This window comes from Sphingomonas xanthus, from assembly GCF_007998985.1.
GTDB lineage: Bacteria > Pseudomonadota > Alphaproteobacteria > Sphingomonadales > Sphingomonadaceae > Sphingomicrobium > Sphingomicrobium xanthum.
In genome coordinates this window covers 1,035,458-1,060,814 of sequence record NZ_CP041659.1, presented here as the reverse complement: position 1 = coordinate 1,060,814, position 25,357 = coordinate 1,035,458, and the positions used below count along the sequence as shown (strand labels likewise).

The window sequence follows — 25,357 nt, the reverse complement described above, 5'->3', positions numbered from 1 at the left end:
CGGGAAGCAGGGACCATGGAGGCTCCAGGCCGATCCGCAAAGATTTTTCGATGAATGGTTTGCGCGGGCCCGCTAAGGCAAGTCGGCAATGCCCCTTTATTCCCTGCTTCGCCCCGCCGCCTTCGCGCTCGACGCCGAGACCGCCCACCGTGCAACGATCCGCGCGCTGGCCCTCGCACCGAGGCGGGCGTTGCCAAGTTTTGCGCCGAGTCTTTCGCAGCACGTAGCGGGACTGCGCTTCCCCTCGCCCGTCGGGCTCGCGGCGGGATTCGACAAGGATGGCGAGGTACCCGACGCGATGCTGGACATGGGTTTCGGCTTCGTCGAAGTCGGTACGCTGACCCCCCGCCCGCAGCCCGGCAACCCGAAGCCGCGCCTGTTCCGGCTGGTCGAGGACCGGGCGGTGATAAACCGCATGGGGTTCAACAACGGCGGACAGCAGGCGGCGCTTGAGCGGCTGCAGCGGCGTGAGCGGCGGGGAATCCTTGGTGTCAATATCGGGGCCAACAAGGACAGCGGCGACCGGATCGCCGATTATGTCGCTGGGCTCAAGGCAATGGGCCCGGTGGCCGACTATTTGACCGTGAACATCAGCTCGCCCAATACGCCGGGGCTGCGCACTCTCCAGGCAGGCGGTGAGCTAGTCGAGCTGCTTTCTGCGGTGGGCGGGGCAAGGACTCCGGGCGTGCCGGTCTTCCTGAAAGTCGCGCCGGACCTCGACACCGGGGACCATGACCGGATCGTCCGCGCAGCGATCGACGGCGGGATCGATGCGCTGATCGTGGCCAATACGACCATAGGCCGGCCGCCGCTTCAATCGCGCCATGCCAAGGAAGCCGGGGGTCTGTCCGGGCGGCCGCTCAAACCATTGGCGCTTGACCAGCTGAAGCTGTTTCGGGCTGCGACAGGCGGGCAGCTGCCGCTGATTGCCGCGGGCGGAATTGAAACGGTCGATGATGCCTGGGAGCGCATCCGCGCCGGCGCCTCTCTGATCCAGCTCTATTCGGCGATGGTCTATGAAGGACCCGGGCTGGCGCGGCGGATCGCCAACGGCCTGGCCGAGCGGCTTGGGCTTGAGGGCGTGTCCAGCATGTCCGACGTCATCGGCTAACTTCCGACGAGCACCCGGCCCTCCCGGCGCGGATCATGGCCGCCGTCGACCTGGCCCGACCGGATGATCACGGCATGAACGCCGCTGTCCTCGCCTTGGCCGGGCTTCAGCTCGATTCCCTTCGCCTTGAGCGCTGCAAGCATCGTCGGAGAGAATTTATTCACTTCGCCATTAAAGTTGCTGCCGCGTGCGACCAGGTTCGGTGCTGCCAGCGCCTCTTGCATCGGCAGGCCCCAGTCGATCGCCGCGACCAGCGACTTGGCGACATAGGCGAGGATCGCATTCCCGCCGGCGGAGCCGATCGCGCCGGCAAAGCGGCGGTCGCGATCCATGAGAATCAGCGGCGTCATTGACGATCGCGGCCGCTTACCCGGCGCAACGGCGTTGGCCTGCGGGCGCCCGACCTCGTCGGTCGGCGCGAAGGCGAAATCGGTGAGCTGGTTATTGAGGAACATGCCGTCGACCATTCGGCCGGTACCAAAAATGCTTTCGACGGTGGCGGTCATCGATACGACATTGCCGGCCCGGTCGCCAACGATGAAATGGGTGGTGCCAGCAATCTCACGGGTCCGGTCAGCTGCGGTCGCCGGGGCGCCCGCTGGCCGCCCCGCCTCGGGCGGCTGCATCACCGTGGCGCCGATCAACCTGGCTCGTTCTTCGAGATAGGGTGGCGCCAGCATGCCCGCGACCGGAACCGAGACGAAGGCCGGATCGCCGACGTAGCGATCCCGGTCGGCGTACATCAGCCGACTGGCTTCGGCGAACAGGAACCAGGCCTGGGGATCGCTTGGGCCGCGCTGGGCGATATCGGTCCGCTCAAGCATGCCGAGCAGCATCAGCAAGCCCACTCCGCTCGACGGTGGCGGTGGAACGCAGGCGATGTAGACTCGGTAGGGACCGCACAGCGCCTCGCGTTTGATCGGGCGATAGGCGGCCATGTCGGCCAAAGTCATGCTGCCACCGAGCGGCGCCTGCCGAGACTTGTGGACGATTTGCGCGGCGGTGCTGCCGGCATAGAAGGCGGAGGGGCCATGCGCCGCGAGCCTGGCGAGGAATTGCGCATAGGCCGGGTTACGCAGCCGGTCGCCTGCCTTCATCAGTCCGCCACCGGGCCGAGCGAAATAGGCCTGGACATCGGGCGTACGGTTTTGGGGGAAGCGGCCGGCGATCATCCGCTCGAGCCGGGGGCTAACGATGAATCCTTCCCGGGCCGTGCGCTCCGCGGACCCGAACAGGTCGCGCCACGCCAGTCGGCCATGTTCGCGATGCGCCTCGGCCAGCATGGCAATCACCCCTGGAACCCCCGTTGCACGGCCGGACACCACCGCTTCGCCGAATGGCAGTGGCTTGCCGTCGGAGCCCATGAACATCGTCGGGCTGGCCTGTGACGGCGCGGTTTCGCGGCCGTCGTAAACAGTTACGCCCCGGCTGGCCGAGTCGTAATAGGTCAGGAAAGCGCCTCCCGCGAGGCCGCTGCTTTGCGGTTCGACCAGCGACAGCATCGCTTCCACGGCGATCGCCGCGTCCAATGCGCTTCCTCCTTGCTGCAGAATTTCCATCCCCGCAGCGGCGGCCAGCGGATTGGCGGCGATGACGAATGGTTGCGCGGGATTCGGCCAGGATGTCTGGTCGGGAAGGGAAGCGCAGGAGCCGGCGAATGCCAGCAGGGGGAGGAGGAGCAGACGACGCCACATCATCGCCGGGGTTTAGGCGAGGCCGGCGAGCGCTGTCCATCAGCTTGGCTGGCAGGCGCGGCGCTTTACGCTAAACAGCATCGCGACCGCGCGCGTCCGACAATGGCGCGAGAAGAAGCGGCAAGGAGGGTGAACCGCGTGGCCAGGACCGAGCTCGAACATTTTCCGAACCTCGTCAGCATGTTCCTGACCCGGGCGAGGGAGCAGGGCGAAAAGCCCTTCCTTTGGGCGAAGCGCGGCGACCAATGGACCGCGATCAGCTATCTGGAAGCTGCGCGGCAGGTCACTGCGCTGGCCGATAGCCTGCGCAACATGGGGCTTAATCCCGGCGACAGGGTCATGCTGGTTAGCGAAAATCGGCCGGAATGGCTGATTGCCGATCTTGGCATCATGGCCGCAGGCTGCATTACCGTCCCCACCTACACCACCAACACGACCCGCGACCACCAGCATATTCTGGCCAATTCCGGCGCGGCCGCGGTCATCGTCTCAACCCAGAAACTCGCCAAGCCCTTGCTTCCGGCGGTGCTGTTCGCATCGGAATGCCACCATGTCATCTCGATCGACGACATCATCACCGGCCAGTCGCCCGATGTCGCTCGATTCCATCATTGGAGCGAGCTGGTGGCAAGTGGCGGCGACCGCGATTCGCTGGAACTGCGGATGGCATCGGTCAAACGCGACGATCTTGCCTGCCTGATTTACACCAGCGGTACCGGTGGCGCGCCGCGCGGGGTGATGCAGCATCATGGCATGATCCTGCACAATGTCGCCGGATGCATCGATGTCATCGCCAACGACTTTGGCTGGGACGAGGAAGTCTTTCTGTCGTTCCTGCCGGCGAGCCACGCTTATGAACATACCGGCGGGCAGCACTTCCCGATCGCGCTCGGCGCGCAGATCTACTACGCAGAAAGCCTCGAGAAACTCGCCGCCAACATCGAGGAAGTGCGGCCGACGATCATGGTTGTCGTCCCCCGCCTGTTCGAAATGCTGCGCGCCAAGATCATGAAGCAGGTCGAAAAGGAAGGCGGCCTTCCCGCCTACCTCATGGGCCGGGCACTATCGATCGAATCCAAACGCTATTCGGGCAAATCGGCGCCGTGGGACTTGCCGATGAACGGGCTCCTGTCGCTGACGCTGCGCCGCAAGGTGAAACGCAAGTTCGGCGGGCGGATGAAGGCCATGGTTTCGGGAGGGGCTCCGCTCAACCCCGAGGTCGGGCTGTTCTTCCAGGCAATGGGCTTGCCGCTGCTCCAGGGGTACGGCCAGACCGAAGCCGGGCCGGTTATCAGCTGCAATCGGCCGAGGGCCGGCATCCGCATGGAAACGGTCGGGCCGCCGCTTAAGGATACCGAGGTGCGGATCGCCGAGGACGGTGAGATCATGGTCCGGGGCGAACTGGTTATGCAGGGATATTGGCACAACCCGGACGAAAGCGGGCGAGTGCTCAAGGACGACTGGCTTGCGACTGGCGACGTCGGGCATCTCGATGCCAATGGCCGGATAGTGATCACCGACCGCAAGAAGGACCTCATCGTCAACGATAAGGGCGATAATGTCTCGCCGCAGCGGGTCGAGGGGATGCTGACGCTTCAGCCCGAAATCCTGCAGGCGATGATCTATGGTGACCGGCGGCCGCACCTCGTCGCGCTGCTGGTCCCCGATCCCGAAGAGACGAAGGCGTTCAGGGGCGATCCGGATGCCATGCACAAGGCGGTTTCAAGGGCTGTCGACCGGGTCAACGCCGAGGTCAGCATCATCGAGAAGGTGCGCCGCTTCATCATCGCCGACGAGCCGTTCACCGTCGAGAACGAGATGCTGACCCCGTCGATGAAGATCCGGCGGCATGTCATCAGCAAAGTCTACGCAGAACGGCTCGACGCGCTCTACAAGCGCTAGGGCTCAGCCCTGTCGCTTGTACGGCACGAATTCGCTGAACACGCAGGCGCCGCCCTGCATCCCGGTTTGCAGATCGACCATCCGGTGAATGTCATTGGCACATAATTGGGTGCCATACTGCCGGGTGACCAGCGTGTAGCTGCCATTGGCTAGACCTCGGCAACCGCCTTGCGGGTTCTGGACATAGACCGTCGATCCGGCATCGAACAGGATCGTATAGTCGTCGATCACCTGCATTTGCGTCGATGGATAGTTGGGAATGCAGCTCTTGGTCGGGCCTGCCGTCCTGCCGGCGAGTTTTTCCGCAAGCTCGGCGGCGGCCTGTGGACTTCTTGTTTCCCGCTCCGGGGCGGTCGTGCAGGAGGCGAGGGCGGCGACAGCCGCTGCAGTCGCCAAGGTGATTGGAAGGCGCATCGCACTTCTCCTCATGATGCCAGGGTTATACCATATTCGGCTGAACCTCAGGCTAACGATAATCGTCCTTAGCGGCGCGCAATCGCGCGAAATGTTCGGCATTGTCGGCACGCAGGAACGGGTTGGTCGCGCGCTCGATCGCGACGTTGGTCGGGACGGTCGGCTGCCCGGCGATCCTCGACTGCTCTACCGCCAGCAGCCGATCGGCGATTGCCGCATCGTCCGGAAAGGCTTGTGCCGCAAAGCGGGCATTCGAGAGCGTGTATTCATGGGCGCAATATAGTTCGGTGTCCTCGGGCAGGCCGGCGAGCCGCGACAGCGAGGCATGCATCTGCTCGGGTGTGCCTTCAAATAGCCGGCCGCAGCCCATCGCGAACAATGTGTCGCCGACGAACGCGGCTTTGTCGCCGGCAAACCAGTAGGCGATGTGCCCGATCGTATGCCCGGGCACTTCCATGACCTGGGCGCAATGCGCGCCGATCTGGACCGTATCGCCTTCGCCAAGCGGGTGGTCGAGACCGGGAACGCGTCCATTCTCGCCCGCCGGCCCCCAGATGTCGGCCCCGGTCGCGGCCTTTATCGCAAGGTTTCCGCCGGTGTGATCGGGGTGCCAATGGGTGTTGAAAATCTTGTCGATGCGCCAGCCGCGCCGACCGGCTTCCGCCATGACGGGCGCCGGATCGCCGGGATCGATTACCGCGGTCTCCCGACTGTCGGGGTCATGAACCAGCCAGAGATAATTGTCGGCAAAGGCCGGAACGGCGACGATCTGCAGTGATGAATGCATCACCAGCTTCCCGTGTTGGGCATCGATGCCCAGGGCTCTGCCGGCTCGCGCCGCCCTTTTTGCAACAGCTCGATGGAAATGCCGTCAGGCGTCTTCACGAACGCCATATGCCCGTCGCGGGGCGGGCGGTTGATAGTCACGCCATGGTCAGCGAGGTGCTGGCAGGTCGCGTAAATATCGTCGACCTGGAAGGCGAGGTGGCCGAAGTTGCGACCGGCGTCATAGCCGCTGGTGTTTGCCCAATTATGGGTCAGCTCAATCTCTGCCTCTTCGCCGGGGATACCGAGGAAGATGAGGGTGAACTTGCCTTCCGGTACCTCGTTGCGCCGCCGTTCCTCAAGGCCGAGCAGCTTGAAGAAGGCGATCGTCGCATCCGGATCGGCTACACGAAGCATGGTGTGAAGGAATTTCATGGGCGGGGTCTTGCAGTCATAACCTGCGACGTCGGCCCGGACGTCGCCAATTTCAACCCTTATTCGGGCTTTCCGCCTTCACCGTCCCCGTCCGGTCGGATCGCCACTGCGTTGGTGACCGTCAGCGGCGCGGCCGTCATCGCCAGCGCGGCGCGCGCGGCCTTGCCCGACGCGCCGTTGGGGTCTGCGGTCATGGTCTTTTGCCAATAGTCGCGTGCCGCGGCTTCCTCGCCTGCTGCCTGGGCGACGTGACCCGCCTCGAACAGGATTTCCGGCGAATCCGGTGCCATTGCCAGCGCGCGGTTGATCGCGGCCTTGGCGGTCGGGATATCGTCTTCGCGGATCGCCAAGGCCGCCGAGAAAAACCATAGATAGGGATCTTCGGCGATGGTCTTGGCAGCTTCGCTGACCTTCGAGCGGGCGGTTTTGAGATCGTTTTGCGATTCAGCGGCGCGGGCGCGGTCGAGCAGCGCAAGGCCGTGTTGTTCTGCGCGCAGGCCGCCGCCGGCCAATGCCTTGTCGAGCGCAAGCGCGGCCTTGCCAGCCTGGCCGGCCGCGATCCACATATTGCCGGCCGCGGCAAGCGCCCGGTCGCGCGCAGGGTCTCCGGCCGGGCTTAGCTCGGCGGCGCTTTCGAACGCCTGCGCCGCCTTGGCGAACTCGCCGGACTTGCTTGCGACGATCGCCCGGCAAGCCTGCGCTTCGGCCGTCAGGACCGTCGGGCAGGCGCTCGCGGGCAGGCTGGCAGAAAGGGCGGCGGCAAGGACAAGGATCATGCAATCTGCTCCACGAGGCCGTGCAAGTCGCTCAGGATCGCGTGGATTTCATGCGGCTCGCTCAGGCGGTGTCCGCCGTTCTTGATGATTCTAAGCTGGACATCGGATGAACGCAGGTCGGCGAGCAGCTTCAGCGGGACCCCCATCGGCACGTCCTGGTCCTGGTCGCCATGGACGAGCCGGACCGGGACGGTGATGTCGATGGCCGAATGCAGAAGGCGGTGCGCCGCGCCCGATTTCCAGAAGCCCAGCCAGGTGACCGACGGCTCTGGGCCATAGTCGTTGGCGCGCTCCAGCTTGCCGTCGCGGGCCATCAGGTCCTTGTCGTCCTGCGTAAATCCCCAGTCGGTAAAATCCGGCGCGGCGGCGATCCCCAGGAACCCGGTCACCCGGTCCTTGCGCTGGAGCGCAACATGCAAGCCAAGCCAGCCGCCCATCGACGATCCGACGACCACCAGAGGGCCCTCGGTCAACTGATCGATCGCCGAGAGAATCTCAGCCAGCCACCGGTCGAGCGTGCCCTGCGCGAAATCGCCGCCGCTCGATCCCGTGCCGGAATAATCGATCCTCAGGCAGCCTATGCCGCGAGTCGCGCAGAAGCTGTCGACCGCTTCCGCCTTGATCCCTTCCATGTCCGAGGCATAGCCCGGCAGGAAGACGACGGTTGCCCGGCCCTCCTTCGGGCCACGCAGGCGATAGGCGATGCGGCGGCCGTCGCCCGGATCGAAATAGGCGAGGTCGGGCGAGGGGAGGTCGGGAAGTTCCATTGCCGCGCATTAGCGAGACGCTGCCTCGAAGAACAAGGAAAAGCGGCCGGGCCTAGTCCTGCGATGGCGAGATGAAGATCTGCTCGATCGTCAGCCCGAACAGTTCGGCGATCCGAAACGCAAGCGGAAGCGAGGGGTCATATTTACCTGTTTCGATGGCATTGATGCTCTGTCGCGACACCTGCAGCCGCTCGGCGAGAACCTGCTGGCTCCAGCCGCGCTCGGCGCGGAGTATCTTCAGCCGGTTCTTCACAGACATTGGCCCCAGGTGCCGTAACGAATGCGATTTGCCGCGGCGCCGATCCCGAGACCGAAGAACCAGCTTACTGGCCACCAATAGGCGTCGATCCTGGCGACCAGGTCGAAGCTGCTGAGGAAGCCGTGAATGGCGGCAATTGACAGGGCGAAAGCGGTCGCGATGAGCGATTGGCGGACCATCAGCATGCGCATGAATTCGTCTTCAAGCTCGACGATGAACCGGCCGATTGCCCAGAAAGTGGCGGCGATGCAAAGACCCGGGACCAGCGCTGCCGCGACCGCCCCGGCGGGCGAAAGCTGTCCGGCATGATGGAGCCGCCCGCCGATGACCACCGCGACCATGTAGACCGTCACGACCGCCAGGATCCGCCACAGGTAACGGCGCTGCGCAAGCTTGTTAGGGCTCATCGCGCGGTCCCGCCCGACATCCGGCAACACGTCCCGCCCAGCAGGACCACCGAAGCGCCGCTAAGTCCCAGCAAAAGGGCGAACGCGGCATCGTCATCCATCGCGCTCCATCTGGCGAAGAAAGCGGCGGCGATGATCAAAATCGCCCAGAGCAAGGCCTTAACTTGAACAGACATGGTCATCTCCCATCCCAAATCGTCAAGCAAGCTTTACACTTCTGGTGTTGGTTGTCAAGTTACCTTTACTCACTGTAAAGCGAGCTTGTACCGGGCGCTACTTGAAGAGGGGCATGAGGCGCTCTACGGGCAAACCATGTCCGAGATGTTCCGAATTTCGCTTCCCGATGGCTCCGTGCGCGAGATGCCGCACGGATCGACGCCTGCAGACGTCGCCGCAGCGATCGGTCCGGGTCTTGCCAAGGCCGCGCTTGCCGCCCGGGTCGACGGGGAGCTTCGCGATCTCAACCGCCCGTTCGAGCGCGACAGCAAGCTCGCCCTCGTCACGGCGCGCGACGAAAAGGATGCGCTGGAACTGTTCCGCCACGACTTCGCCCATGTGCTGGCCGAAGCGGTGCAAAACCTGTTCCCGGGCACCCAGATCACCTTCGGTCCGGCAACCGAGGACGGTTTCTATTATGATTTCGCGCCGCCTCCCGGCCGGGGCATGTTCACCGACGAGGACCTGCCTGCGATCGAGGAGGAGATGCGTCGGATCATCGCCGCCGACAAGCCGCTCATCCGCGAAGTATGGAGCCGCGAACAGGTCCGCACCTTTTTCGAAAAAGGTGGAGAGACGTTCAAGGCCGAATGGGTGATGGAGCTTCCCGAGGGCGAGCCGATAACCATGTACAAGACCGGCCGTGGCGAAGCGGACTGGATGGACCTGTGCCGCGGCCCGCACCTCGCCTCGACCGGTAAGCTCGACCCGCAGGCATTCAAGCTGACCCGTGTATCGGGCGCCTATTGGCGCGGCGACCAGAACAATCCCATGTTGTCGCGGATCTACGGCACGGCCTGGCTCAACAAGAAGCAGCTTGCCGAACATCTCGTCCGGCTGGAGGAAGCGGCCAAACGCGACCACCGCCGCATCGGCCAGGAAATGGACCTGTTCCACCTTCAGGCTGAAGCGCATGGGAGCGTGTTCTGGCATCCCAAGGGCTTCCTCATCTGGCGGCAGCTCGAATCCTATATGCGCCGCCGGCTCGACGCGGCCGGCTATACCGAGGTGAAAACGCCCCAGCTGATGGACGCCCGCCAATGGGAGAAGAGCGGCCACTGGGGCAAATATCGGGAGAATATGTTCGCCGTCCCGGACGAAATTCCTTCGACCGAGGACGATGCGCCAGTGCTGTCGGGCGACGCCGAGCTGATGGCGTTGAAGCCGATGAACTGCCCGGCCCATGTCCTCATCTTCAAACAGGGCATCACGAGTTACCGCGAGCTTCCGATCCGCATGGCCGAATTCGGCTGTTGCCACCGCAACGAGCCGCATGGCGCGCTGCACGGCATCATGCGCGTGCGCCAATTCACCCAGGACGACGCCCATATCTTCTGCCGGGAAGATCAGATCGTCGAAGAAGTGCAGGCTTTTTGCGACCTGCTCGACAGCGTCTACAAGGACCTGGGATTCGACCATTACGCAATCAAGCTGGCGCTTCGCCCCGACAAGCGGTTCGGTACCGACGAGATGTGGGACAAGGCCGAATGCGAGCTGCGCGACGCGGTCATCGCCTCGGGCCGGGCAACCGACGCTTATGGCTGGGAGGAGTTGCCGGGCGAGGGCGCTTTCTATGCCCCCAAGCTGGAGTTCCACCTGACCGATGCGATCGGCCGCACCTGGCAGGTAGGGACAATCCAGTCCGACCGGGTTCTCCCCGACCGGCTCGACGCGACTTATGTCGGCGAGGATGGCGAACGGCACCGTCCGGTGATGTTGCACCGTGCGATCCTCGGCACCTTCGAGCGGTTCATCGGCATCCTGATCGAGCATCACGCTGGCAAGTTTCCGCTCTGGCTGTCGCCGGTACAGCTGGTGGTCGCGACGATCGTTAGCGACGCCGACGAATATGCACGCCAGCTGGTCGTCCGGTTGCAGGCCGCAGGGCTGCGCGCCGAGGCCGACCTGCGAAACGAGAAGATCAACTACAAGGTCCGTGAGCATAGCCTCGCCAAGGTCCCGCTGCTGCTGGTAGTCGGCAAGCGCGAGGCCGAGCAAGGAACGGTGGCTGTGCGCCGGCTCGGAAGCGACGAGCACCAGAAGGTGATGGGCCTCGAGGATGTGGTCGCTATGGCCGCGGCGGAAGCCGTACCGCCCGATCTTCGGGCCACGAGCGGCTAAAGGCAGCATATTGTGGGCGGTCGGCAGCGGCGGAGTGACGCCAAGTCGCCACAATATGGGCCGAAAATCGCCCGGACTATCACGCCTCCCCTTTCCTTTGCGGCCCCAAGCGCCTAATTCGCGCGCAGGACATTGATTTAAGGAGATTGCGTTATACCACCGCCCAACCAGCGCCGCTCGATGGCGCCACCAGCCTTTACCGGCCCTCGCTACAATCAGTTCATCCAGTCGCCGAAGGTGCGGGTGATCGATGAAAATGGCGAAAATCTGGGCGTCATGTTTACGCGCGAAGCCTTCGAACAGGCGCAGGGGGTCGGCCTCGACCTGGTCGAGATCAGCCCGGGCGCCGATCCGCCCGTTGCCAAGTTTCTCGACATCGGCCGTTTCAAATATGAAGCGCAGAAAAAGGCCAACGAGCAGCGCAAGCGGCAAAAGACGCAGGAGATCAAAGAGATCAAGATGCGTCCCAACATCGATGACCATGATTATCAGACCAAGATGAAAAAGGTCTTCGAGTTCCTCGAAGAGGGCGACAAGGTGAAGCTCACCCTGCGTTTCCGGGGCCGCGAAATGGCTCATAATCAGCTTGGCATGGCCGTCCTGCAGCGGGTCGCCGAAGACACGGCCGAAGTGGCCAAGGTCGAACAGCACCCGCGCATGGAAGGACGCCAGATGCTGATGGTGATCGCTCCCAAATAATCGCGAACCTTATTGGTTCGAAAAGGCGTGGCTTGCCCCTACGGCAGCCGCGCCTTTTTTCTGTTGCGCTGCGGCATGTGACATTTCTGTCGCAAGGGATGATTTCTCGACATTGCTGATCGTGCGTTCGCTTTGCACGGACGCCGCGCTGCATTAATCCTAGCAACAAATATTAAGTAACAGGGGAGGATGAATCATGCGCAAGTCCACGTGGCTGCTGTCCAGCGGGATAATCGCCCTTTCGGCGCCGGCATTCGCGCAGGAGCCACCCCCCGAGGCGGTCCCCGCCGCGCAAAGCGCTGAATCGCCGACCGAGGCCGCGGCTGTCGACGAAGATGTGATCGTCGTCACTGCGCAGGGCCGTCGCCAGATCCTGCAGGACGTTCCGATCGCGGTTACCGCCGTCGGGTCCGAGGCAATGCAGAACAGCGGTGCAAGCGATATCCGCCAGCTCAACCAGCTGGCCCCGTCGCTGCTCGTCTCCTCGTCGAGCACCGAAGCCAATGGCTCGGCCCGTATTCGCGGCATCGGTACCGTCGGCGACAATCCGGGCCTCGAAAGCTCGGTCGCAGTGTTCATCGATGGAGTCTATCGTTCGCGGTCCGGCATCGGCCTTAGTGAACTGGGCGAGATCGACCGCGTCGAGGTTCTGCGCGGCCCGCAGGGCACGCTGTTCGGCCGCAATGCCTCGGCCGGCCTGCTTCACATCTTCTCGAAAGAACCGTCGTTCCGCTTTGGCGGTTATGGCGAAGCGACCATCGGCAATTATGATTTCCGCCGCATTGCCGGGGGGATCACCGGCCCGCTCAGCGAAGAAATCGCCTTCCGCCTGGAAGGCGTGATGGTCAAGCGCGACGGTTTTTACGACGACATCAACAACGATACCGACGTCAACGACCGCAACCGCTGGTTTACCCGCGGCCAGCTGCTGTTCGAACCGAACGACCAGCTGACGGTTCGTCTGATCGGCGACTATACGTGGCGCAAGGAAAAGTGCTGCGGCGCGATCTATGTTAACAACGACATCAACGACAATATCGGCAACCTCAACGAGCCGGCATCGCCGCTGATCGAGCCGGGATCAGTTCCGCCGCGCATCAACGATGAAGGCAATAACATCATCAACGTCCTGACCGACCTCGGCCAGGACCCGCGTGCGTTCGACCAGGGCTGGAAGCGCGACATCTGGGTCACGCCCGGCCGCAGCTACAAGGGCAAGACCACCGACGGCGGCCTGTCTCTGCAGCTCGATTATGATTTTGGCGGCGCCAAGCTGACCTCGATCACCGGCTATCGCGGCTACAAGTCGGAACAGCATGGCGATTTCGACTTCAGCACCGTCGATATCCTCTACCGCAAGGCCGAAGACCCCAATTATCGCAAGTTCCAGACCTTCAGCCAGGAACTGCGACTGCAGGGCTCGGCTTTCGCCGACAAGCTCGACTGGCTGGTCGGCGGCTATTACGCCAACGAAGACCTGACATTGGCGGACTCGCTCCGCTTCGGTGAGGATTATGGTCAGTTCGCGACTTGCCGCCTGATCACCGGAAGCCCGTTGGTCGGCGTCTACAGCCCGACATCGCCTAGCTGCATTAACCCGATCGCCCGGCCGGGCGTCTCGGCGGCGTTCGGTGCTGCGGGACCGACCATCCTTGCCGCGATCGATCGTCTCGGGGCGATGAGCGATGCCGGTTCAACCGGAGACATTTACAAGCAGAATAGCCGCAACTTCGCGCTGTTCACGCACAATATCTTCCACGTCACCGACAAGTTCGATGTCACCGTCGGGCTTCGCTACACCAACGAGCGCAAGAAACTCGAGGCGGAATTCAACAACGACAACCTCGCTTGCGTCCAGAACCAGCAGGCGCTTGGTAGCTTCCTCGCTGTCCCGTCGCTTGCACCCACGGCCGGCGCGATCATCGCGCTGTCCTGCCAGGGCAACAGCACCGCCGAACTTGACGGGGTGACGATCAAGGACCGCCGCAAGGAAGATGAATTCACCGGCACCGCGGTCCTGTCGTACAAGCCGGTCGACGATATCCTGCTCTACGCCAGCTATTCGCGCGGCTATAAGGCGGGCGGTTTCAACCTCGATCGTTCCGCGCTCAAGAGCCCGATTCCCTCCTTCGCGAGTCTCGGAGGCGCCCAGGCGCTGGTCAGCGGCCTGCAGTTCGACCCGGAAATCGTCGATGCCTACGAACTGGGCATGAAATATACGGGGCGCGGCGTGACGTTCAACGTCTCGCTGTTCCGCCAGCACTTCCAGAACTTCCAGCTCAACACGTTCGACGGCACGGTCTTCATCGTCCAGAACATCAACGGCTGTAAGTCCGATCTCGGCGGGGATGATGAAGATCAGTCGAAGTTTACGGCCGCCCCCAACTACAACCCGCTGGCATCGGCGACCGGCGCCTGTGACAAGGACGATGTCACCTATGGTGTCCGTACCCAGGGTGTCGAGCTTGAGGCGTCGGTTCGCCCGATGCGCGACTTGCGCATCAACGGCGGCTTGACGGTTTCGTCGACCAAATACCGTGGCGACCTCGTCGGTCGTGACGATGGCTCGCCGCTGAACCAGGCACTTCGCCGCTTGCCCGGACGCCAGCTGTCCAATGCGCCGAAGTTCGTTGCGACGGGCTCGCTGGCCTGGACGCCGCGGATTGGTGGAAGCGGCCTGTCGGGCCTTTTCTACATCGATGCCCGCCATACCGGGAAGTTCAACACCGGTTCCGACCTCTTCCCGCAGAAGACCCAGGAAGCTTTCACCCTGGTCAATGCGCGCGTCGGCGTGCGCGGGCCCGAGGATCGCTGGGCAGTCGAACTATGGGCACAGAATCTGTTCGACAAAAATTACCAGCAGGTCGCTTTCAACTCGCCGTTCCAGGAAGGCGCGACGACAGCGGCATTCCAGGATCCGGCCTATCCGGGCGGCAGGCAGATTTTCTCGACCTTCCTGGCCGAGCCGCGAACCTTTGGCATGACGGTCAAGGCACGTTTCGATGCACCGCGTCCAGTTGTCGCGGAGCCGGCCCCGCCGCCACCGCCGCCACCGCCGCCGCCGATGCAGACCTGCTCGGACGGAACGATGGTCGCGGCCGACGCAGTGTGCCCGCCGCCACCGCCTCCGCCTCCGCCGCCTCCGCCGCCGCCCGAACCCGAGCGCGGCTGATCGGGACCTGACAAAAGGGCCTCGCCGGTGCCGGCGGGGCCCATTTTCTATGTCGCGCTGAGATCGGCGAGGATGGCCTTGCGAAGCTCTGCCACTTCTTCACCGCTCAATTTCCGTCCAGCGGCGCCGGTCAGATAGAAGACGTCGACGGCCCGCTCGCCATAGGTGGCGATGTGCGCGGAATGGAGCTCATGCCCGGCGGTATGAAGAATCCAGGCCAAGCGCGCGAGCAGGCCCGGCCGGTCGCGGGCATTGACCTCGACGACCGTGGTCCGGGTCGAAGCCTTGTCGGAAACGAGCACCCGGGGGGCGACGCGGAAGGCCTGTTCGCGCTGCGGAACCTTCGCCAGGCTCGGCAAGGCCGGATGCTGGTCTGAACGCAGCGCCCGGTCGAGCGCGGTCACCAGCCGCTTGCGCAGCCGGGGATCGTCATAGGCACGGCCCTGTCCGTCGGTAACCAGCAAATTGTCGAGCGCCATCCCGTCGCGCGTGGTGTGAATTCGCGCATCGACGATCGACGCGCCCGCCCCGCTGAGCGCGGCTGCAATGCGAAAGAACAGACCAGGTCGGTCGGGCGAGAATACCGACACCCGAGTCATGCCGGTAGCTGCGTCGGGCGCAACTTCCAGCGAAGGAACTGGGTCGCCGATTCGCGCTTCGGCCGCGGCTACTTGCAAGGCATTGGCCAATTGCCATTCGGGCGGTTCCGCTAGCCAATAGCTGTCGGGAAGGCGGCGGCCGTGCGCCCGGACCGCAGCGGGAGGCCAGTGAAGCTGCGCCGAAAGCTGTTCCTGCCGACCGGCCACCTGCTCGGTGCGCCCGCGCTGCTTGTGACCAAGCCGCAGCCGTTCCTCGGCTGCGTCGAACAGGGAACGCAGCAGCTGTCGTTTCCAGTCGTTCCAGGTGGTCGGGCCGACGGCACGGATATCGACTACGGTCAGTATGAGCAGCAGGCGAAGCCGTTCGGGGCTTTGCACCACCCTGACGAAATCCTCGACGGTCTTGGGATCGGCGATGTCGCGGCGGAAAGCAGTGTTGCTCAGCAGCAGATGATGGCGAACCAGCCAGGCGACGGTTTCCGTTTCTCCCTCGTCCAGGCCAAAGCGCGGGCAAAGCTCCAGCGCGACCTCGGCCCCCAATTGGCTATGGTCGCCCCCGCGCCCCTTGGCGATGTCGTGGAGCAGCACCGCTACATACAGGACCCGCCGCGACGCGATCTGGGCGAACAGGGCGGTCGACAGTGGGTGATCTTCGGCCAACTCGCCGCGCTCGATCCGCGACAAAAGGCCGATCGCCCGGATGGAATGTTCGTCGACCGTATAATGGTGGTACATGTCGAACTGCATTTGCGCGACGACCCGGCCGAAGTCGGGCACGAACCTGCCAAACACACCAGCCTCGTTCATCCAGCGGAGCACCAAGTCGGGATTGTCTGGAGCGGTCAGTACCTCAAGGAACAGCGCATTGGCCTTGGGATCGTCACGGACCTGGTCGACCAGCCGGGCATCGCGGCTGGCCGCTCGCATCGCCGTCGGATGAATCTCCAGCCCGTCGCGCGCGGCCAATGCGAAGAGTTCGATCAGCCGCACCGGCTTTTCCGCGAACCAGCGGTCGTGGGGAATTGACAGGCGCCCCCGGTCGAGCATGAACCCGCGCAAGTGGCGCGGCCGCCTGCGGATCGTAGGCAGCGCGAAGCGGCGCCCCTTCGACGCCAGCTGTTCATCCAGCTGGGCAAGGAACAGGCCGGTCAGGTCGCCGACGGTTTTGGCGTTGAGGAAATAGAAATGCATGAACCGCTCAACCGCGGATTTGCCTGGGCGGTCGGCATAGCGCATGTCGCCGGCGATCTGGCGCTGCATGTCGAAGCCGAGCCGTTCCTCGGCCCGTCCGGCGATCAGATGAAGGTGGCATCGCACCGACCAGAGGAAACGCTCGGCGCGTTCGAAGCGGCGGAACTCGGCTGCGGTGAATAGGCCCTTAGCGACCAGCTCGGACGGCCGTTCGACGCCGAACACATACTGACCGATCCAGTAGAGCGTATGCAGGTCGCGAAGCCCGCCCTTGCCGTCCTTGACGTTGGGCTCGACGACGTAGCGGCTATCGCCCATCCGCTCATGACGGGCATCGCGCTCGGCAAGCTTGGCAGCGACGAAATCGCGTTCGGTCGATTTGATGATCTGTTCGCGGAACCGCCGCCGGGCGTCCAGAAACAGCGCTTCCTCCCCCCAGATCCAGCGCCCTTCGAGAAGGGCGGTCCGGACGGTCATGTCTTCCTTCCCGGCCGCAAGCATCTGGTCCGGCGAGCGGGCGGAATGGCCAACGGTCAGCTGCAGGTCCCACAAGATGTAAAGCAACGCCTTGATCCGAGTCACCGTTTCCGGCGCGTCGGGCTCGGCAGTGAGGAACATCAGGTCGAGGTCGCTGTAAGGGGCCATCTCGCCCCGGCCCGTGCCGCCGAGGCCGACGACCGCTATCGGCAATCGGCCGGGCACCGGATGGAGGCGCTGCTCGACGAAGTCGAAGACGAGCCGAACCAGCTGGTCGGTCAGGAAGGCAAAGGATGCCGCGATGACTCGGCCGCGCCCGGGCTCTTCGGCAAAGCGACGGGCGATCTCCTTGCGCCCCGCCACCAAGGCATCGCGCAGCAGGCTGGTCGCGGCGGCGGCCAAATTCGCATCGGGCAAGGCGGCAAGACTGGCGGCGATCTGTCGACGGTCGATGATCTGGCGCCGATCGACGATCAATTCGTAGCGCGGTGGCCGCTGCATCAGCCGTCCGCCGCAAGCCGCTTCAGCGCATAAAGCGCCTCAAGCGCATCGCGCGGGCTCATCGAGTCGGGATCGAGCGTTGCCAGCGCCTCAGCCAGCGGGTCGGAGGCCACGGTCTCAACCTTTTGACTGGCGAACAGCGGCAGATCATCGAGACCGGCGGCGATCCCTCCGGTGGCGTCGCGTCCGGCTTCGAGCTTGGCAAGCACCGACCGGGCGCGGGCAAGGACAATTGGCGGAAGGCCTGCAAGCTTGGCGACGGCGATCCCATAGCTTCGATCGGCTGGCCCGTCGCCGACCTCGTGCAGCAGCACGAGGTCGCCTTTCCACTCGCGCGCCCGGACATGGTGCAGCGACAGCGAATCGAGCCGGTCGGCAAGGCGGGTCAGCTCGTGATAATGGGTGGCGAACAGCGTCCGTGAACGAACCTGGTCGTGCATCGCTTCGACGACAGCCCAGGCAATCGCAAGCCCGTCGTAGGTGGACGTGCCGCGACCGATTTCGTCGAGGATGACGAGGCTGTTGGGGGTGGCCTGGGCGAGGATTGCGGCGGTCTCGACCATCTCCACCATGAAGGTCGAGCGGCCGCGAGCCAGATTGTCTGCCGCGCCGACCCGGGAGAACAGCCGGTCGACGATTCCGATGCGCGCGCGCGTCGCGGGGACGTAGCAACCAGCCTGGGCAAGTAGCGCCGCGATGGCCACTTGGCGAAGAAAGGTCGACTTCCCGCCCATGTTGGGGCCCGTGATCAACCACAGGCGATCGGCAGGGCCGAGATTACAACCATTGGCGATGAACCGCTCACCGTCAGCCGCGAGCGCTTCCTCGACGACCGGATGGCGCCCGCCCTCGAGTTCGAGGCAAGGCTGGTCCGCCAGGCGCGGCAGGCACCAGCCGCCTTCCGCAGCGCGCTCGGCATTGCCGGCCGCGACGTCGATGCGCGCGATTGCGTCGGCGGTGGCGGCGATTGCCGTGGCCGAGGCGACGGCGGCGGCGCTCAGGACTTCGAAATGCGCGGCTTCGGCGGCCAGCGCATGGGCGCCCGCCTCGACCACCCGGCTCGCCTCGGCATGGAGGTCCGGACTGTTGAAGCGCACGACCCCGGCCAGGGTCTGGCGGTGGGTAAACCCGCTGTCTTCAGCCATCAGTCGATCGGCATGCCTCGCGCTGACCTCGATATGATAGCCCAGCACGGCATTGTGCCGGATCTTGAGGGTCGCAATGCCGGTTGCTTCCCGATAGCGGGATTCCAGCCCAGCGATCGCCCGGCGCCCGTCGCTGCTGGCGTTGCGCAGCGCATCGAGCGCGTCGTCATATCCCTCGGCGATGTAGCCGCCCTTGGACGCATCCAGCGGCGGTGCGGCAACGATGGCCAAGGCCAGCCGGTCGACCAGTGCTGCATGGCCGCCGAGCTGTGGGAGGAGCCGGGCGAGGAGCGCCGGACGGTCGGGCTCGGCTTCGAGATCCTGTTTGAGTGTCGCCGCCGCCCGGAGTCCATCGCGCAGCAAGCCGAGATCGCGCGGCGATCCGCGGCCCGCGACCAGTCGGCCGAGTGCGCGGCCGATATCGGGTAGTGCCTTCAGCGCATTGCGCAGGCGGGCGCGGCGGATCGGCTCCTCGCGGAGCCATTGCACCAATGCCAGGCGCGCCTCGATCGCCGCAATGTCTGTCAGCGGGGCGGAAAGGTCCTCCGCAAGCAGCCGACGGCCCGGCGCAGTCACGCAGCGGTCGATGCAGGCCAGCAGGCTGCCGCGATGCTCGCCGCCCTGAGCCCGGCAAATCTCCAGGCTGTCGCGGGTCGCGGCGTCGATCGCCATATGGCCGCCCCGGGCCACCCGGCGCGGCGCTGCGAGGAACGCCATCGCGTCCTTCTGGGTCGCGTCGAGATAAGCGAACAGTCCGCCCGCAGCCGCCAACTCGGCACGACCCGGCGATCCGAACCCGTCAAGTGTCGCGACCCCGAACCGCGCCTTTAGCGCCCGCTCGCCGGCCAGACTGTCAAATCCGCCCTTGCCCTCCGAAAGAGTGATTCCCGGAACCTCGCCAGCACCGATCGTCTCGGCTGGCCCCAGGCGTGCCAGTTCGGCTTCCAAGTCACCTGCCTCGCAGGCAACCAGCTCGAACCGTCCGGTCGAGATGTCGGCCGCAGCAACCGCCCATTCTTCTCCGGCGCAAGCCACCGCCGCAAGCCAGTTACTGCTACCCGATTCCAGCAGCGCTTCCTCGGTCAGCGTGCCGGGTGTCACCAGCCGGATGATGGCGCGTTCTACGAGCGCCTTTGAACCGCGCGCCTTGCGCGCTTCGGCGGGACTTTCGACCTGCTCCGCAATGGCGACGCGGTGGCCGGCGCGAATCAGCCGGGCAAGATAGGTCTCGGCGGCATGAACGGGCACGCCGCACATCGGCACTGGCTCTCCGCCGTCCTCACCGCGCGTAGTCAGGGCGATGTCGAGGGTCGCGGCGGCGGCCCTTGCATCGTCGAAGAAGAGTTCGAAGAAGTCGCCCATCCGATAGAATAGCAGCGCTTCGCCTGCCTCGGCCTTGAGGCGGTGATATTGCGCCATCATTGGCGTTTGCTTGGGTGCGGATCGGTCGGCTCTGGCCATCGTAAAAAACCGTAGCGGCAAAGAGTGGTTCAAGCGAGGGTGACTCTTTGTCGGAAAGGTCGCTAAAGCGCTCCGCGACAGGAGAGAGAATGAGCGAGAGCAACGTCAAGTTCACGCGCGACGAAGCGCTTGATTTTCACGCGCGCGGCCGGCCAGGCAAGATTGAAATCGTGGCGACCAAGCCCATGGCGACCCAGCGCGACCTGTCGCTGGCCTATTCGCCGGGCGTCGCCGTGCCGGTCGAAGCTATCGCCGCGGACCCGGCCAAGGCCTATGACCTCACCGCCAAGGGTAATCTTGTCGCGGTCATTTCCAACGGCACCGCCATTCTCGGCCTCGGCAACCTCGGCGCACTGGCGTCGAAACCGGTCATGGAAGGCAAGGCGGTGCTGTTCAAGCGCTTCGCCGATGTCGATTCGATCGACCTAGAGCTCGATACGACCGATGCCCAGCGCTTCATCGAAGCGGTGGAAGTGCTCGGCCCAAGCTTCGGCGGCATCAATCTTGAAGACATCGCCGCGCCCGACTGTTTCATCATCGAAGCCGCGCTCAAGGAGCGCATGAACATCCCGGTGTTTCACGACGATCAGCATGGCACTGCGATCATCACCGCCGCTGGCCTCATCAACGCTTGTCACCTGACCGGCCGCGACTTCGGCGACATCAAGGTGGTGGTCAACGGGGCGGGCGCCGCGGCAATCGCCTGCACCGAGTTGATCAAGGCGATGGGCGTCCGCCACGACAATGTCATCATGTGCGATCGCTCGGGTCCGCTTTACCCCGGCCGCGAAAAAATGGACCAGTTCAAGTCCGCCCATGCGGTCCCGACCGATGCGCGCAGCCTGGCTGAAGCGCTGGTAGGGGCGGATGTGTTCCTCGGCCTCAGCGCCGCACGCGCCGTGTCGGGGGAAATGGTCAAGGCGATGGCCGCGCAGCCGATCATTTTCGCAATGGCCAATCCGGACCCCGAAATCACGCCGCCTGAGGCCAAGGCGGCGCGGCCCGATGCGATCGTCGCCACCGGCCGCTCGGACTATCCCAACCAGGTCAACAATGTCCTTGGCTTTCCCTTCATCTTCCGCGGCGCGCTCGATGTGCGCGCGACCGAGATCAACGAGGATATGAAGATCGCTGCAGCGCAGGCGCTGGCCAAATTGGCCCGCGAGGCGGTGCCGGAGGAAGTAGCCGCTGCCTATGGCGGAGTGAGCCACCATTTCGGACCCGATTATATCATCCCGGCTCCATTCGATCCCCGGCTGATCGAAATTGTGCCGGCGGCAGTCGCCAAGGCGGCGATGGCCAGCGGTGTCGCGCAAAAGCCGATCGCCGACATGGACCGCTATCGACAGACATTGCGGTCCCGACTCAATCCAACAGCGTCGGTGCTGAGCCTTGCTTATGATGCGGCCCGGGCCAACCCGAAGAGAGTGTTGTTCGCTGAAGGCGAGGAAGAAAATGTCCTGCGCGCCGCGATTGCCTTTCGCGAAGGCGGTTATGGCACGCCGGTGCTGGTCGGGCGCGACGACGTCCACGACCGGCTCAAGGCGCTCGGGGTCGACGACCCGACGAGCTATGAGGTGCTCAACAGCCGCAACTCACCGCTGGTCGGGCGGGCCGTCGACTACATCTATGCGAAGCACCAGCGCAACGGCATGCTGCGCCGCGCGGTCGAGCGAATGGTCAACCAGGATCGCAATACTTTCGCCGCCGCGATGCTGGCGATGGGCGAGGCCGATGCGATGATCACCGGGACCACCCGGCCGTTCAGCCAATCCCTGCAGCAGGTGCGCTGGGTCATCGACGAACATGCTGGACCAACGCCTTTCGGGATTCATGTGGTGGCCGCCCGCGGCCGCACCGTGCTGATTGCCGACACTGCGGTTACCGAACGGCCTACAGCCGAGCAGCTTGCGGCAGTCGCCATTCGCTCGGCCGCCTTCGCACGGCGGATGGGACAAGAGCCGCGCGTCGCCTTCGTCAGCTACACCACCTTTGGCAATCCTCCGGGCCGCCACATCGAAGAGTTGCGCGAAGCGGTCCGCCAGCTTGATTCGCTTCAAACCGACTTCGAATATGAAGGGGAGATGGGGCCGGATGTCGCCCTTAATCACGAGATGCAGGCGCGTTTTTATCCATTCTCGCGCCTGACGGGGCCCGCCAATATCCTCATCATGCCGGGTCTCCAGTCGGCGAACATCAGCGCCAAGCTGATCAAGGCGCTGGGCGGCGAGATCGCGCTTGGACCCTATCTCATGGGGATGAGCCTGCCGGTGCAGATCGCGCCGATGACCGCGACGGCGTCCGATCTCGTTACGCTTGCTGTGCTGGCGTCGGGCGGCGCCGATGCGATCCGTAAGGCGCCGGAGCGGCGCGCGTAGCTTTCAAGGCGACGACGGACTATGGTCGAACTGTCCCGCAGGGGGAGACTCGACCATGCACATCACCAGGCGGCACCTCGTTGCTGGCGCCGCGGCAGTAGCAGGCGTATCCGCGGTAAAGGCCCAGTCGCTCAAGGTAACGTCGGCCCAAGACCTGGGGCCATTCTATCCGATTGTCAGGCCCGCCGACCATGACGCAGACCTTACCCGGCTGAAGGGGAGCCGCGAAGTCGCGATCGGCCAACCGATCCAAGTCATCGGCCGAATTGTCGATGTAGGCGGCCAGCCAATTTCCGGGGCCACGGTCGACTTGTGGCAGGCCAATGCCGTCGGTCGTTACGACCATCCGGGCGACCGGGCCAACCCCGCCGCGCTCGACGCGCACTTCCAGGGCTTCGCGCGACTCTCCAGCGACCAGGACGGCGAATTCAGGTTCCGCTCGATCAAGCCTGCCGCCTATGACACCCCGATCGGGACGCGTACGCCCCATATCCATTTCGCCATCGACGGGCTGACCGAGCGGCTCGTTACGCAGATGTATTTTCCAGGCGAAGCGCTTAACTCCAGCGATCCGATCCTAAATCGGGCCGAACATCGCGCCGGCCTGATTGCCGAGGCAATCGACCGGCTGTCGGCGGACCCGCAGGCGCTGGCCTTCCGCTGGACCATCGTGCTGGTCAGCGGCTGATCTAGATACGGTCGACCTGGCTCACGCCCTCGGCGGCGCGCAGCGCAGCGATGAGGCTGTGCAAATGAGCGAGGTCATGGACTTCGACGTCGACATGGAAAGTATGGAAACTACCGTCGCGGTGGGCGAGGCCCAGGTTGACGATGTTCGCACCTTTCGCACCTAGGATGCTGGCCATTTCGCCAAGCGCCCCGGCGATATCGCGCAGGATGATCATCAGCCGGGCGGTTCCACCATCCGACCCGTCACCCCAGGCGAGGTCCAGCCAGTCGGCGTCGATCCCGCTCGCCAGCTTGTCGCAGCCGATGACATGGACCTCGATCCCCTCATCCTCCCGGCGAAGCCCGACGATCCGGTCGCCGGGAATGGGGTGGCAGCAGGTGGCAAGGTCGTAGGCGACGCCCGGGGTCAGACCCTTGATCGAGATTGCGGTGCGCTGTCCCAGCGGGCGTGGCGCCACGTCGCCGCCGGCGGATCCCGGCATCAGCGCCTCCATCAACTCCGCATCGCCGATCGACCTGCGAGCGATCTTGATCATCAGCGCGTCGGAATCTTCCAGCTTCAGCGTCTTCACCGCGCGCTTAAGCGCATCAGGCGCGAGCGGGGCCGGGAGTCGGGCGACGATCTCGTCATAAATCTTGCAGCCCAGTTCGATCGTTTCGTCACGTTCCTTGTGGCGGACGAAGCGCCGGATTCCGGCGCGGGCCTTGCCGGTGACGACGAAGCGAAGCCAGCTTGGCTGGGGATGCTGGGCCTCGGAAGCAAGGATTTCGACCTGGTCGCCATTGTCGAGAATAGTGCGCAGCGGCACGACCCGACCGTTGACCTTTGCTCCGACCGTCTGGTCGCCGAGGTCGGTGTGTACCGCATAGGCGAAGTCGACAGGAGTGGCGCCCTTGGGCAGCTGGATCAGCTCACCTTTCGGAGTGAAGGCGAAAATCCGATCCTGGTACATCGCCATGCGGGTGTGTTCGAGCAGTTCTTCAGGGCTTGCCGCATGGTCGAGGATTTCGACCAAGTCGCTGATCCAGGGGACCTTGATATCATCGGCCGGCTGGCCTTCCTTATAGGCCCAATGCGCGGCAAGCCCGCGCTCGGCCTGGGCGTGCATCGCTTGGTCGCGAATCTGGATTTCGATGCGCGACTTGGAATCGTGGATGACGGTGGTGTGCAGCGACCGGTAGCCGTTACGCTTGGGCGTCGAGATATAATCCTTGTACCGGCCGGGGACCATCGGCCAGCGCTGATGGATCAGGCCAAGTGCCCGATAACATTCGTCGGGGCTGTCGACGATCACCCGGAACGCCATCACGTCGGATAACTGTTCAAAGCTGATGTGCCGCTCGGCCATCTTCTTCCAGATCGAATAGGGATGTTTCTCGCGGCCCGTGACTTCGGCTTCAAGCCCGTGGTCGGCAAGATGAAGCTGCAGGCCAAGGCCAATCCGGCTGACGAGGTCGCCGCCGGCATCGTGAAGCTGCTTCAACCGCCGGGTGATCGAGGCGAATGCGTCGGGCTCAAGCTGGCGAAAGGCCAAGCCCTGCATTTCGTTCATGATCTCGTACATGCCGATCCGCTCGGCAAGCGGGGCATAGATGTCCATCGTCTCGCGAGCGATGCGCCGGCGCTTCTCCTCATTCTTGATATGGTGAAGCGTCCGCATGTTGTGCAACCGGTCGGCCAGCTTGACCAGCAGCACGCGGATATCGTCGCTTAGGGCGAGCAGGAACTTGCGGAGGTTCTCGGCCGCCCGCTCGCTCTCGGATTGGGCTTCGATCTTACTGAGCTTGGTGACTCCGTCGACCAGACGCGCGACATTCGCTCCGAACAATTTCTCGATCTGCTCGGGAGTTGCGACCGTATCCTCGATCGTGTCGTGCAGGATCGCGGTGACGATCGTCTCGTCGTCGAGTTTCAGGTCGGTCAGGATGCCGGCGACCTCGATCGGGTGGCTGAAATAGGGATCGCCGGACGCCCGTACCTGGGCTCCATGGGCCTTCATCGAGAATACATAAGCACGGTTGAGCAACGCTTCGTCGGCATCGGGGTCATAGGCCCGAACCTTTTCGACCAGCTCATATTGTCTCAACATGGGGCCAATGTGGGGGCGCCGGGGGTCACTTCGCAAGCGCGAAAAGAAAGGGCCGGCTCGCTACGCTGTCGAGTCGCGGCGATCCGG

Annotated in this window: 19 protein-coding genes; 7 read left to right on the top strand and 12 right to left on the bottom strand. The window is 64.2% G+C overall.

Annotation, left to right across the window (positions count from 1 at the left end; all coding sequences use genetic code 11):
• Window positions 1-88: 88 nt before the first annotated feature.
• Window positions 89-1,111, top strand: a complete 1,023-nt coding sequence (locus FMM02_RS05285; protein WP_147493879.1) for a quinone-dependent dihydroorotate dehydrogenase — start codon at window positions 89-91, stop codon at window positions 1,109-1,111.
• On the opposite strand, the gene FMM02_RS05280 is transcribed toward FMM02_RS05285, so the two are convergent.
• Window positions 1,108-2,808 carry a gamma-glutamyltransferase family protein gene (locus FMM02_RS05280; protein WP_147493878.1) on the bottom strand — a complete coding sequence of 567 codons (1,701 nt, stop codon included), beginning with the start codon at window positions 2,806-2,808 and terminating at the stop codon, window positions 1,108-1,110. The two genes, FMM02_RS05285 and FMM02_RS05280, sit on opposite strands and share 4 nt — an antisense overlap.
• A 99-nt stretch (window positions 2,809-2,907) precedes the next feature.
• On the opposite strand from FMM02_RS05280, the gene FMM02_RS05275 reads away from it, so the two are divergent.
• A complete protein-coding gene (locus tag FMM02_RS05275) occupies window positions 2,908-4,707 on the top strand; it encodes an AMP-dependent synthetase/ligase (protein ID WP_147493877.1) in 1,800 nt (599 codons plus the stop codon).
• A 3-nt stretch (window positions 4,708-4,710) separates the two neighbouring features.
• Here the strand turns inward: FMM02_RS05275 and FMM02_RS05270 are convergent, their stop codons facing one another.
• The 8 genes from FMM02_RS05270 to FMM02_RS05235 are packed head-to-tail and all read right to left on the bottom strand — an operon-like array spanning window position 4,711 to window position 8,706.
• The gene (locus tag FMM02_RS05270) at window positions 4,711-5,121 is read right to left on the bottom strand and encodes a hypothetical protein (RefSeq protein WP_147493876.1); all 411 of its coding nucleotides are present in this window, start codon (window positions 5,119-5,121) and stop codon (window positions 4,711-4,713) included.
• Window positions 5,122-5,173: 52 nt separating this feature from the next.
• On the bottom strand, window positions 5,174-5,908 hold the full coding sequence (gene gloB / locus FMM02_RS05265) for a hydroxyacylglutathione hydrolase (protein WP_147493875.1): 735 nt from the start codon (window positions 5,906-5,908) through the stop codon (window positions 5,174-5,176).
• A complete protein-coding gene (locus FMM02_RS05260; protein WP_147493874.1) occupies window positions 5,908-6,321 on the bottom strand; it encodes a VOC family protein in 414 nt (137 codons plus the stop codon). The genes gloB and FMM02_RS05260 overlap by 1 nt, the downstream gene beginning before the upstream one ends.
• Before the next feature lie 59 nt (window positions 6,322-6,380).
• The gene (locus tag FMM02_RS05255) at window positions 6,381-7,097 is read right to left on the bottom strand and encodes a tetratricopeptide repeat protein (RefSeq protein WP_147493873.1); all 717 of its coding nucleotides are present in this window, start codon (window positions 7,095-7,097) and stop codon (window positions 6,381-6,383) included.
• Window positions 7,094-7,864 carry an alpha/beta hydrolase gene (locus FMM02_RS05250; protein WP_147493872.1) on the bottom strand — a complete coding sequence of 257 codons (771 nt, stop codon included), beginning with the start codon at window positions 7,862-7,864 and terminating at the stop codon, window positions 7,094-7,096. Before FMM02_RS05250 ends, FMM02_RS05255 begins: the two co-directional genes overlap by 4 nt.
• Window positions 7,865-7,916: 52 nt before the next feature.
• Window positions 7,917-8,117: a helix-turn-helix transcriptional regulator gene (locus FMM02_RS05245; RefSeq protein WP_147494979.1), complete on the bottom strand. Its 201-nt coding sequence runs from the start codon at window positions 8,115-8,117 to the stop codon at window positions 7,917-7,919.
• Window positions 8,114-8,530 carry a hypothetical protein gene (locus FMM02_RS05240; RefSeq protein ID WP_147493871.1) on the bottom strand — a complete coding sequence of 139 codons (417 nt, stop codon included), beginning with the start codon at window positions 8,528-8,530 and terminating at the stop codon, window positions 8,114-8,116. The genes FMM02_RS05245 and FMM02_RS05240 overlap by 4 nt, the downstream gene beginning before the upstream one ends.
• Window positions 8,527-8,706, bottom strand: coding sequence for a hypothetical protein (locus FMM02_RS05235; RefSeq protein WP_147493870.1), 180 nt, complete (start codon window positions 8,704-8,706; stop codon window positions 8,527-8,529). Before FMM02_RS05235 ends, FMM02_RS05240 begins: the two co-directional genes overlap by 4 nt.
• A gap of 136 nt (window positions 8,707-8,842) precedes the next feature.
• On the opposite strand from FMM02_RS05235, the gene thrS reads away from it, so the two are divergent.
• From thrS to FMM02_RS05220, 3 genes are all read left to right on the top strand, one after another.
• Window positions 8,843-10,867: a threonine--tRNA ligase gene (thrS, locus tag FMM02_RS05230; protein WP_147493869.1), complete on the top strand. Its 2,025-nt coding sequence runs from the start codon at window positions 8,843-8,845 to the stop codon at window positions 10,865-10,867.
• A gap of 180 nt (window positions 10,868-11,047) precedes the next feature.
• Window positions 11,048-11,566, top strand: coding sequence for a translation initiation factor IF-3 (gene infC, locus FMM02_RS05225; RefSeq protein ID WP_147493868.1), 519 nt, complete (start codon window positions 11,048-11,050; stop codon window positions 11,564-11,566).
• A 196-nt stretch (window positions 11,567-11,762) separates the two neighbouring features.
• Window positions 11,763-14,738: a TonB-dependent receptor gene (locus FMM02_RS05220; RefSeq protein WP_222703831.1), complete on the top strand. Its 2,976-nt coding sequence runs from the start codon at window positions 11,763-11,765 to the stop codon at window positions 14,736-14,738.
• Between the two features lie 47 nt (window positions 14,739-14,785).
• On the opposite strand, the gene FMM02_RS05210 is transcribed toward FMM02_RS05220, so the two are convergent.
• Window positions 14,786-17,506, bottom strand: a complete 2,721-nt coding sequence (locus tag FMM02_RS05210) for a [protein-PII] uridylyltransferase (protein WP_147493867.1) — start codon at window positions 17,504-17,506, stop codon at window positions 14,786-14,788.
• Complete coding sequence (gene mutS, locus FMM02_RS05205; protein WP_246104832.1) at window positions 17,506-20,073, bottom strand: DNA mismatch repair protein MutS; 2,568 nt, start codon at window positions 20,071-20,073, stop codon at window positions 17,506-17,508. Before mutS ends, FMM02_RS05210 begins: the two co-directional genes overlap by 1 nt.
• A gap of 128 nt (window positions 20,074-20,201) precedes the next feature.
• On the opposite strand from mutS, the gene FMM02_RS05200 reads away from it, so the two are divergent.
• A complete protein-coding gene (locus FMM02_RS05200) occupies window positions 20,202-22,490 on the top strand; it encodes an NADP-dependent malic enzyme (RefSeq protein ID WP_147493865.1) in 2,289 nt (762 codons plus the stop codon).
• Between the two features lie 55 nt (window positions 22,491-22,545).
• Window positions 22,546-23,178: a dioxygenase family protein gene (locus FMM02_RS05195; protein ID WP_187107854.1), complete on the top strand. Its 633-nt coding sequence runs from the start codon at window positions 22,546-22,548 to the stop codon at window positions 23,176-23,178.
• 1 nt (window position 23,179) lies between these two features.
• Here the strand turns inward: FMM02_RS05195 and FMM02_RS05190 are convergent, their stop codons facing one another.
• Window positions 23,180-25,270, bottom strand: coding sequence for a RelA/SpoT family protein (locus FMM02_RS05190; protein ID WP_147493863.1), 2,091 nt, complete (start codon window positions 25,268-25,270; stop codon window positions 23,180-23,182).
• Window positions 25,271-25,357: the final 87 nt, after the last annotated feature.

What these genes read in the sequence shown, in the direction of transcription:
- FMM02_RS05255 (WP_147493873.1), bottom strand. Translation starts at nt 7,097, where the DNA reads ATGATCCTTGTCCTTGCCGCCGCCCTTTCTGCCAGCCTGCCCGCGAGC.
- thrS (WP_147493869.1), top strand. Translation starts at nt 8,843, where the DNA reads ATGTCCGAGATGTTCCGAATTTCGCTTCCCGATGGCTCCGTGCGCGAG.
- FMM02_RS05280 (WP_147493878.1), bottom strand. Translation starts at nt 2,808, where the DNA reads ATGATGTGGCGTCGTCTGCTCCTCCTCCCCCTGCTGGCATTCGCCGGC.
- FMM02_RS05235 (WP_147493870.1), bottom strand. Translation starts at nt 8,706, where the DNA reads ATGTCTGTTCAAGTTAAGGCCTTGCTCTGGGCGATTTTGATCATCGCC.
- FMM02_RS05200 (WP_147493865.1), top strand. Translation starts at nt 20,202, where the DNA reads ATGAGCGAGAGCAACGTCAAGTTCACGCGCGACGAAGCGCTTGATTTT.
- FMM02_RS05210 (WP_147493867.1), bottom strand. Translation starts at nt 17,506, where the DNA reads ATGCAGCGGCCACCGCGCTACGAATTGATCGTCGATCGGCGCCAGATC.
- FMM02_RS05260 (WP_147493874.1), bottom strand. Translation starts at nt 6,321, where the DNA reads ATGAAATTCCTTCACACCATGCTTCGTGTAGCCGATCCGGATGCGACG.
- FMM02_RS05270 (WP_147493876.1), bottom strand. Translation starts at nt 5,121, where the DNA reads ATGCGCCTTCCAATCACCTTGGCGACTGCAGCGGCTGTCGCCGCCCTC.
- FMM02_RS05190 (WP_147493863.1), bottom strand. Translation starts at nt 25,270, where the DNA reads ATGTTGAGACAATATGAGCTGGTCGAAAAGGTTCGGGCCTATGACCCC.
- FMM02_RS05195 (WP_187107854.1), top strand. Translation starts at nt 22,546, where the DNA reads ATGCACATCACCAGGCGGCACCTCGTTGCTGGCGCCGCGGCAGTAGCA.
- mutS (WP_246104832.1), bottom strand. Translation starts at nt 20,073, where the DNA reads ATGATGGCGCAATATCACCGCCTCAAGGCCGAGGCAGGCGAAGCGCTG.
- FMM02_RS05275 (WP_147493877.1), top strand. Translation starts at nt 2,908, where the DNA reads ATGGCGCGAGAAGAAGCGGCAAGGAGGGTGAACCGCGTGGCCAGGACC.
- infC (WP_147493868.1), top strand. Translation starts at nt 11,048, where the DNA reads ATGGCGCCACCAGCCTTTACCGGCCCTCGCTACAATCAGTTCATCCAG.
- FMM02_RS05250 (WP_147493872.1), bottom strand. Translation starts at nt 7,864, where the DNA reads ATGGAACTTCCCGACCTCCCCTCGCCCGACCTCGCCTATTTCGATCCG.
- FMM02_RS05285 (WP_147493879.1), top strand. Translation starts at nt 89, where the DNA reads ATGCCCCTTTATTCCCTGCTTCGCCCCGCCGCCTTCGCGCTCGACGCC.
- FMM02_RS05240 (WP_147493871.1), bottom strand. Translation starts at nt 8,530, where the DNA reads ATGAGCCCTAACAAGCTTGCGCAGCGCCGTTACCTGTGGCGGATCCTG.
- FMM02_RS05220 (WP_222703831.1), top strand. Translation starts at nt 11,763, where the DNA reads ATGCGCAAGTCCACGTGGCTGCTGTCCAGCGGGATAATCGCCCTTTCG.
- gloB (WP_147493875.1), bottom strand. Translation starts at nt 5,908, where the DNA reads ATGCATTCATCACTGCAGATCGTCGCCGTTCCGGCCTTTGCCGACAAT.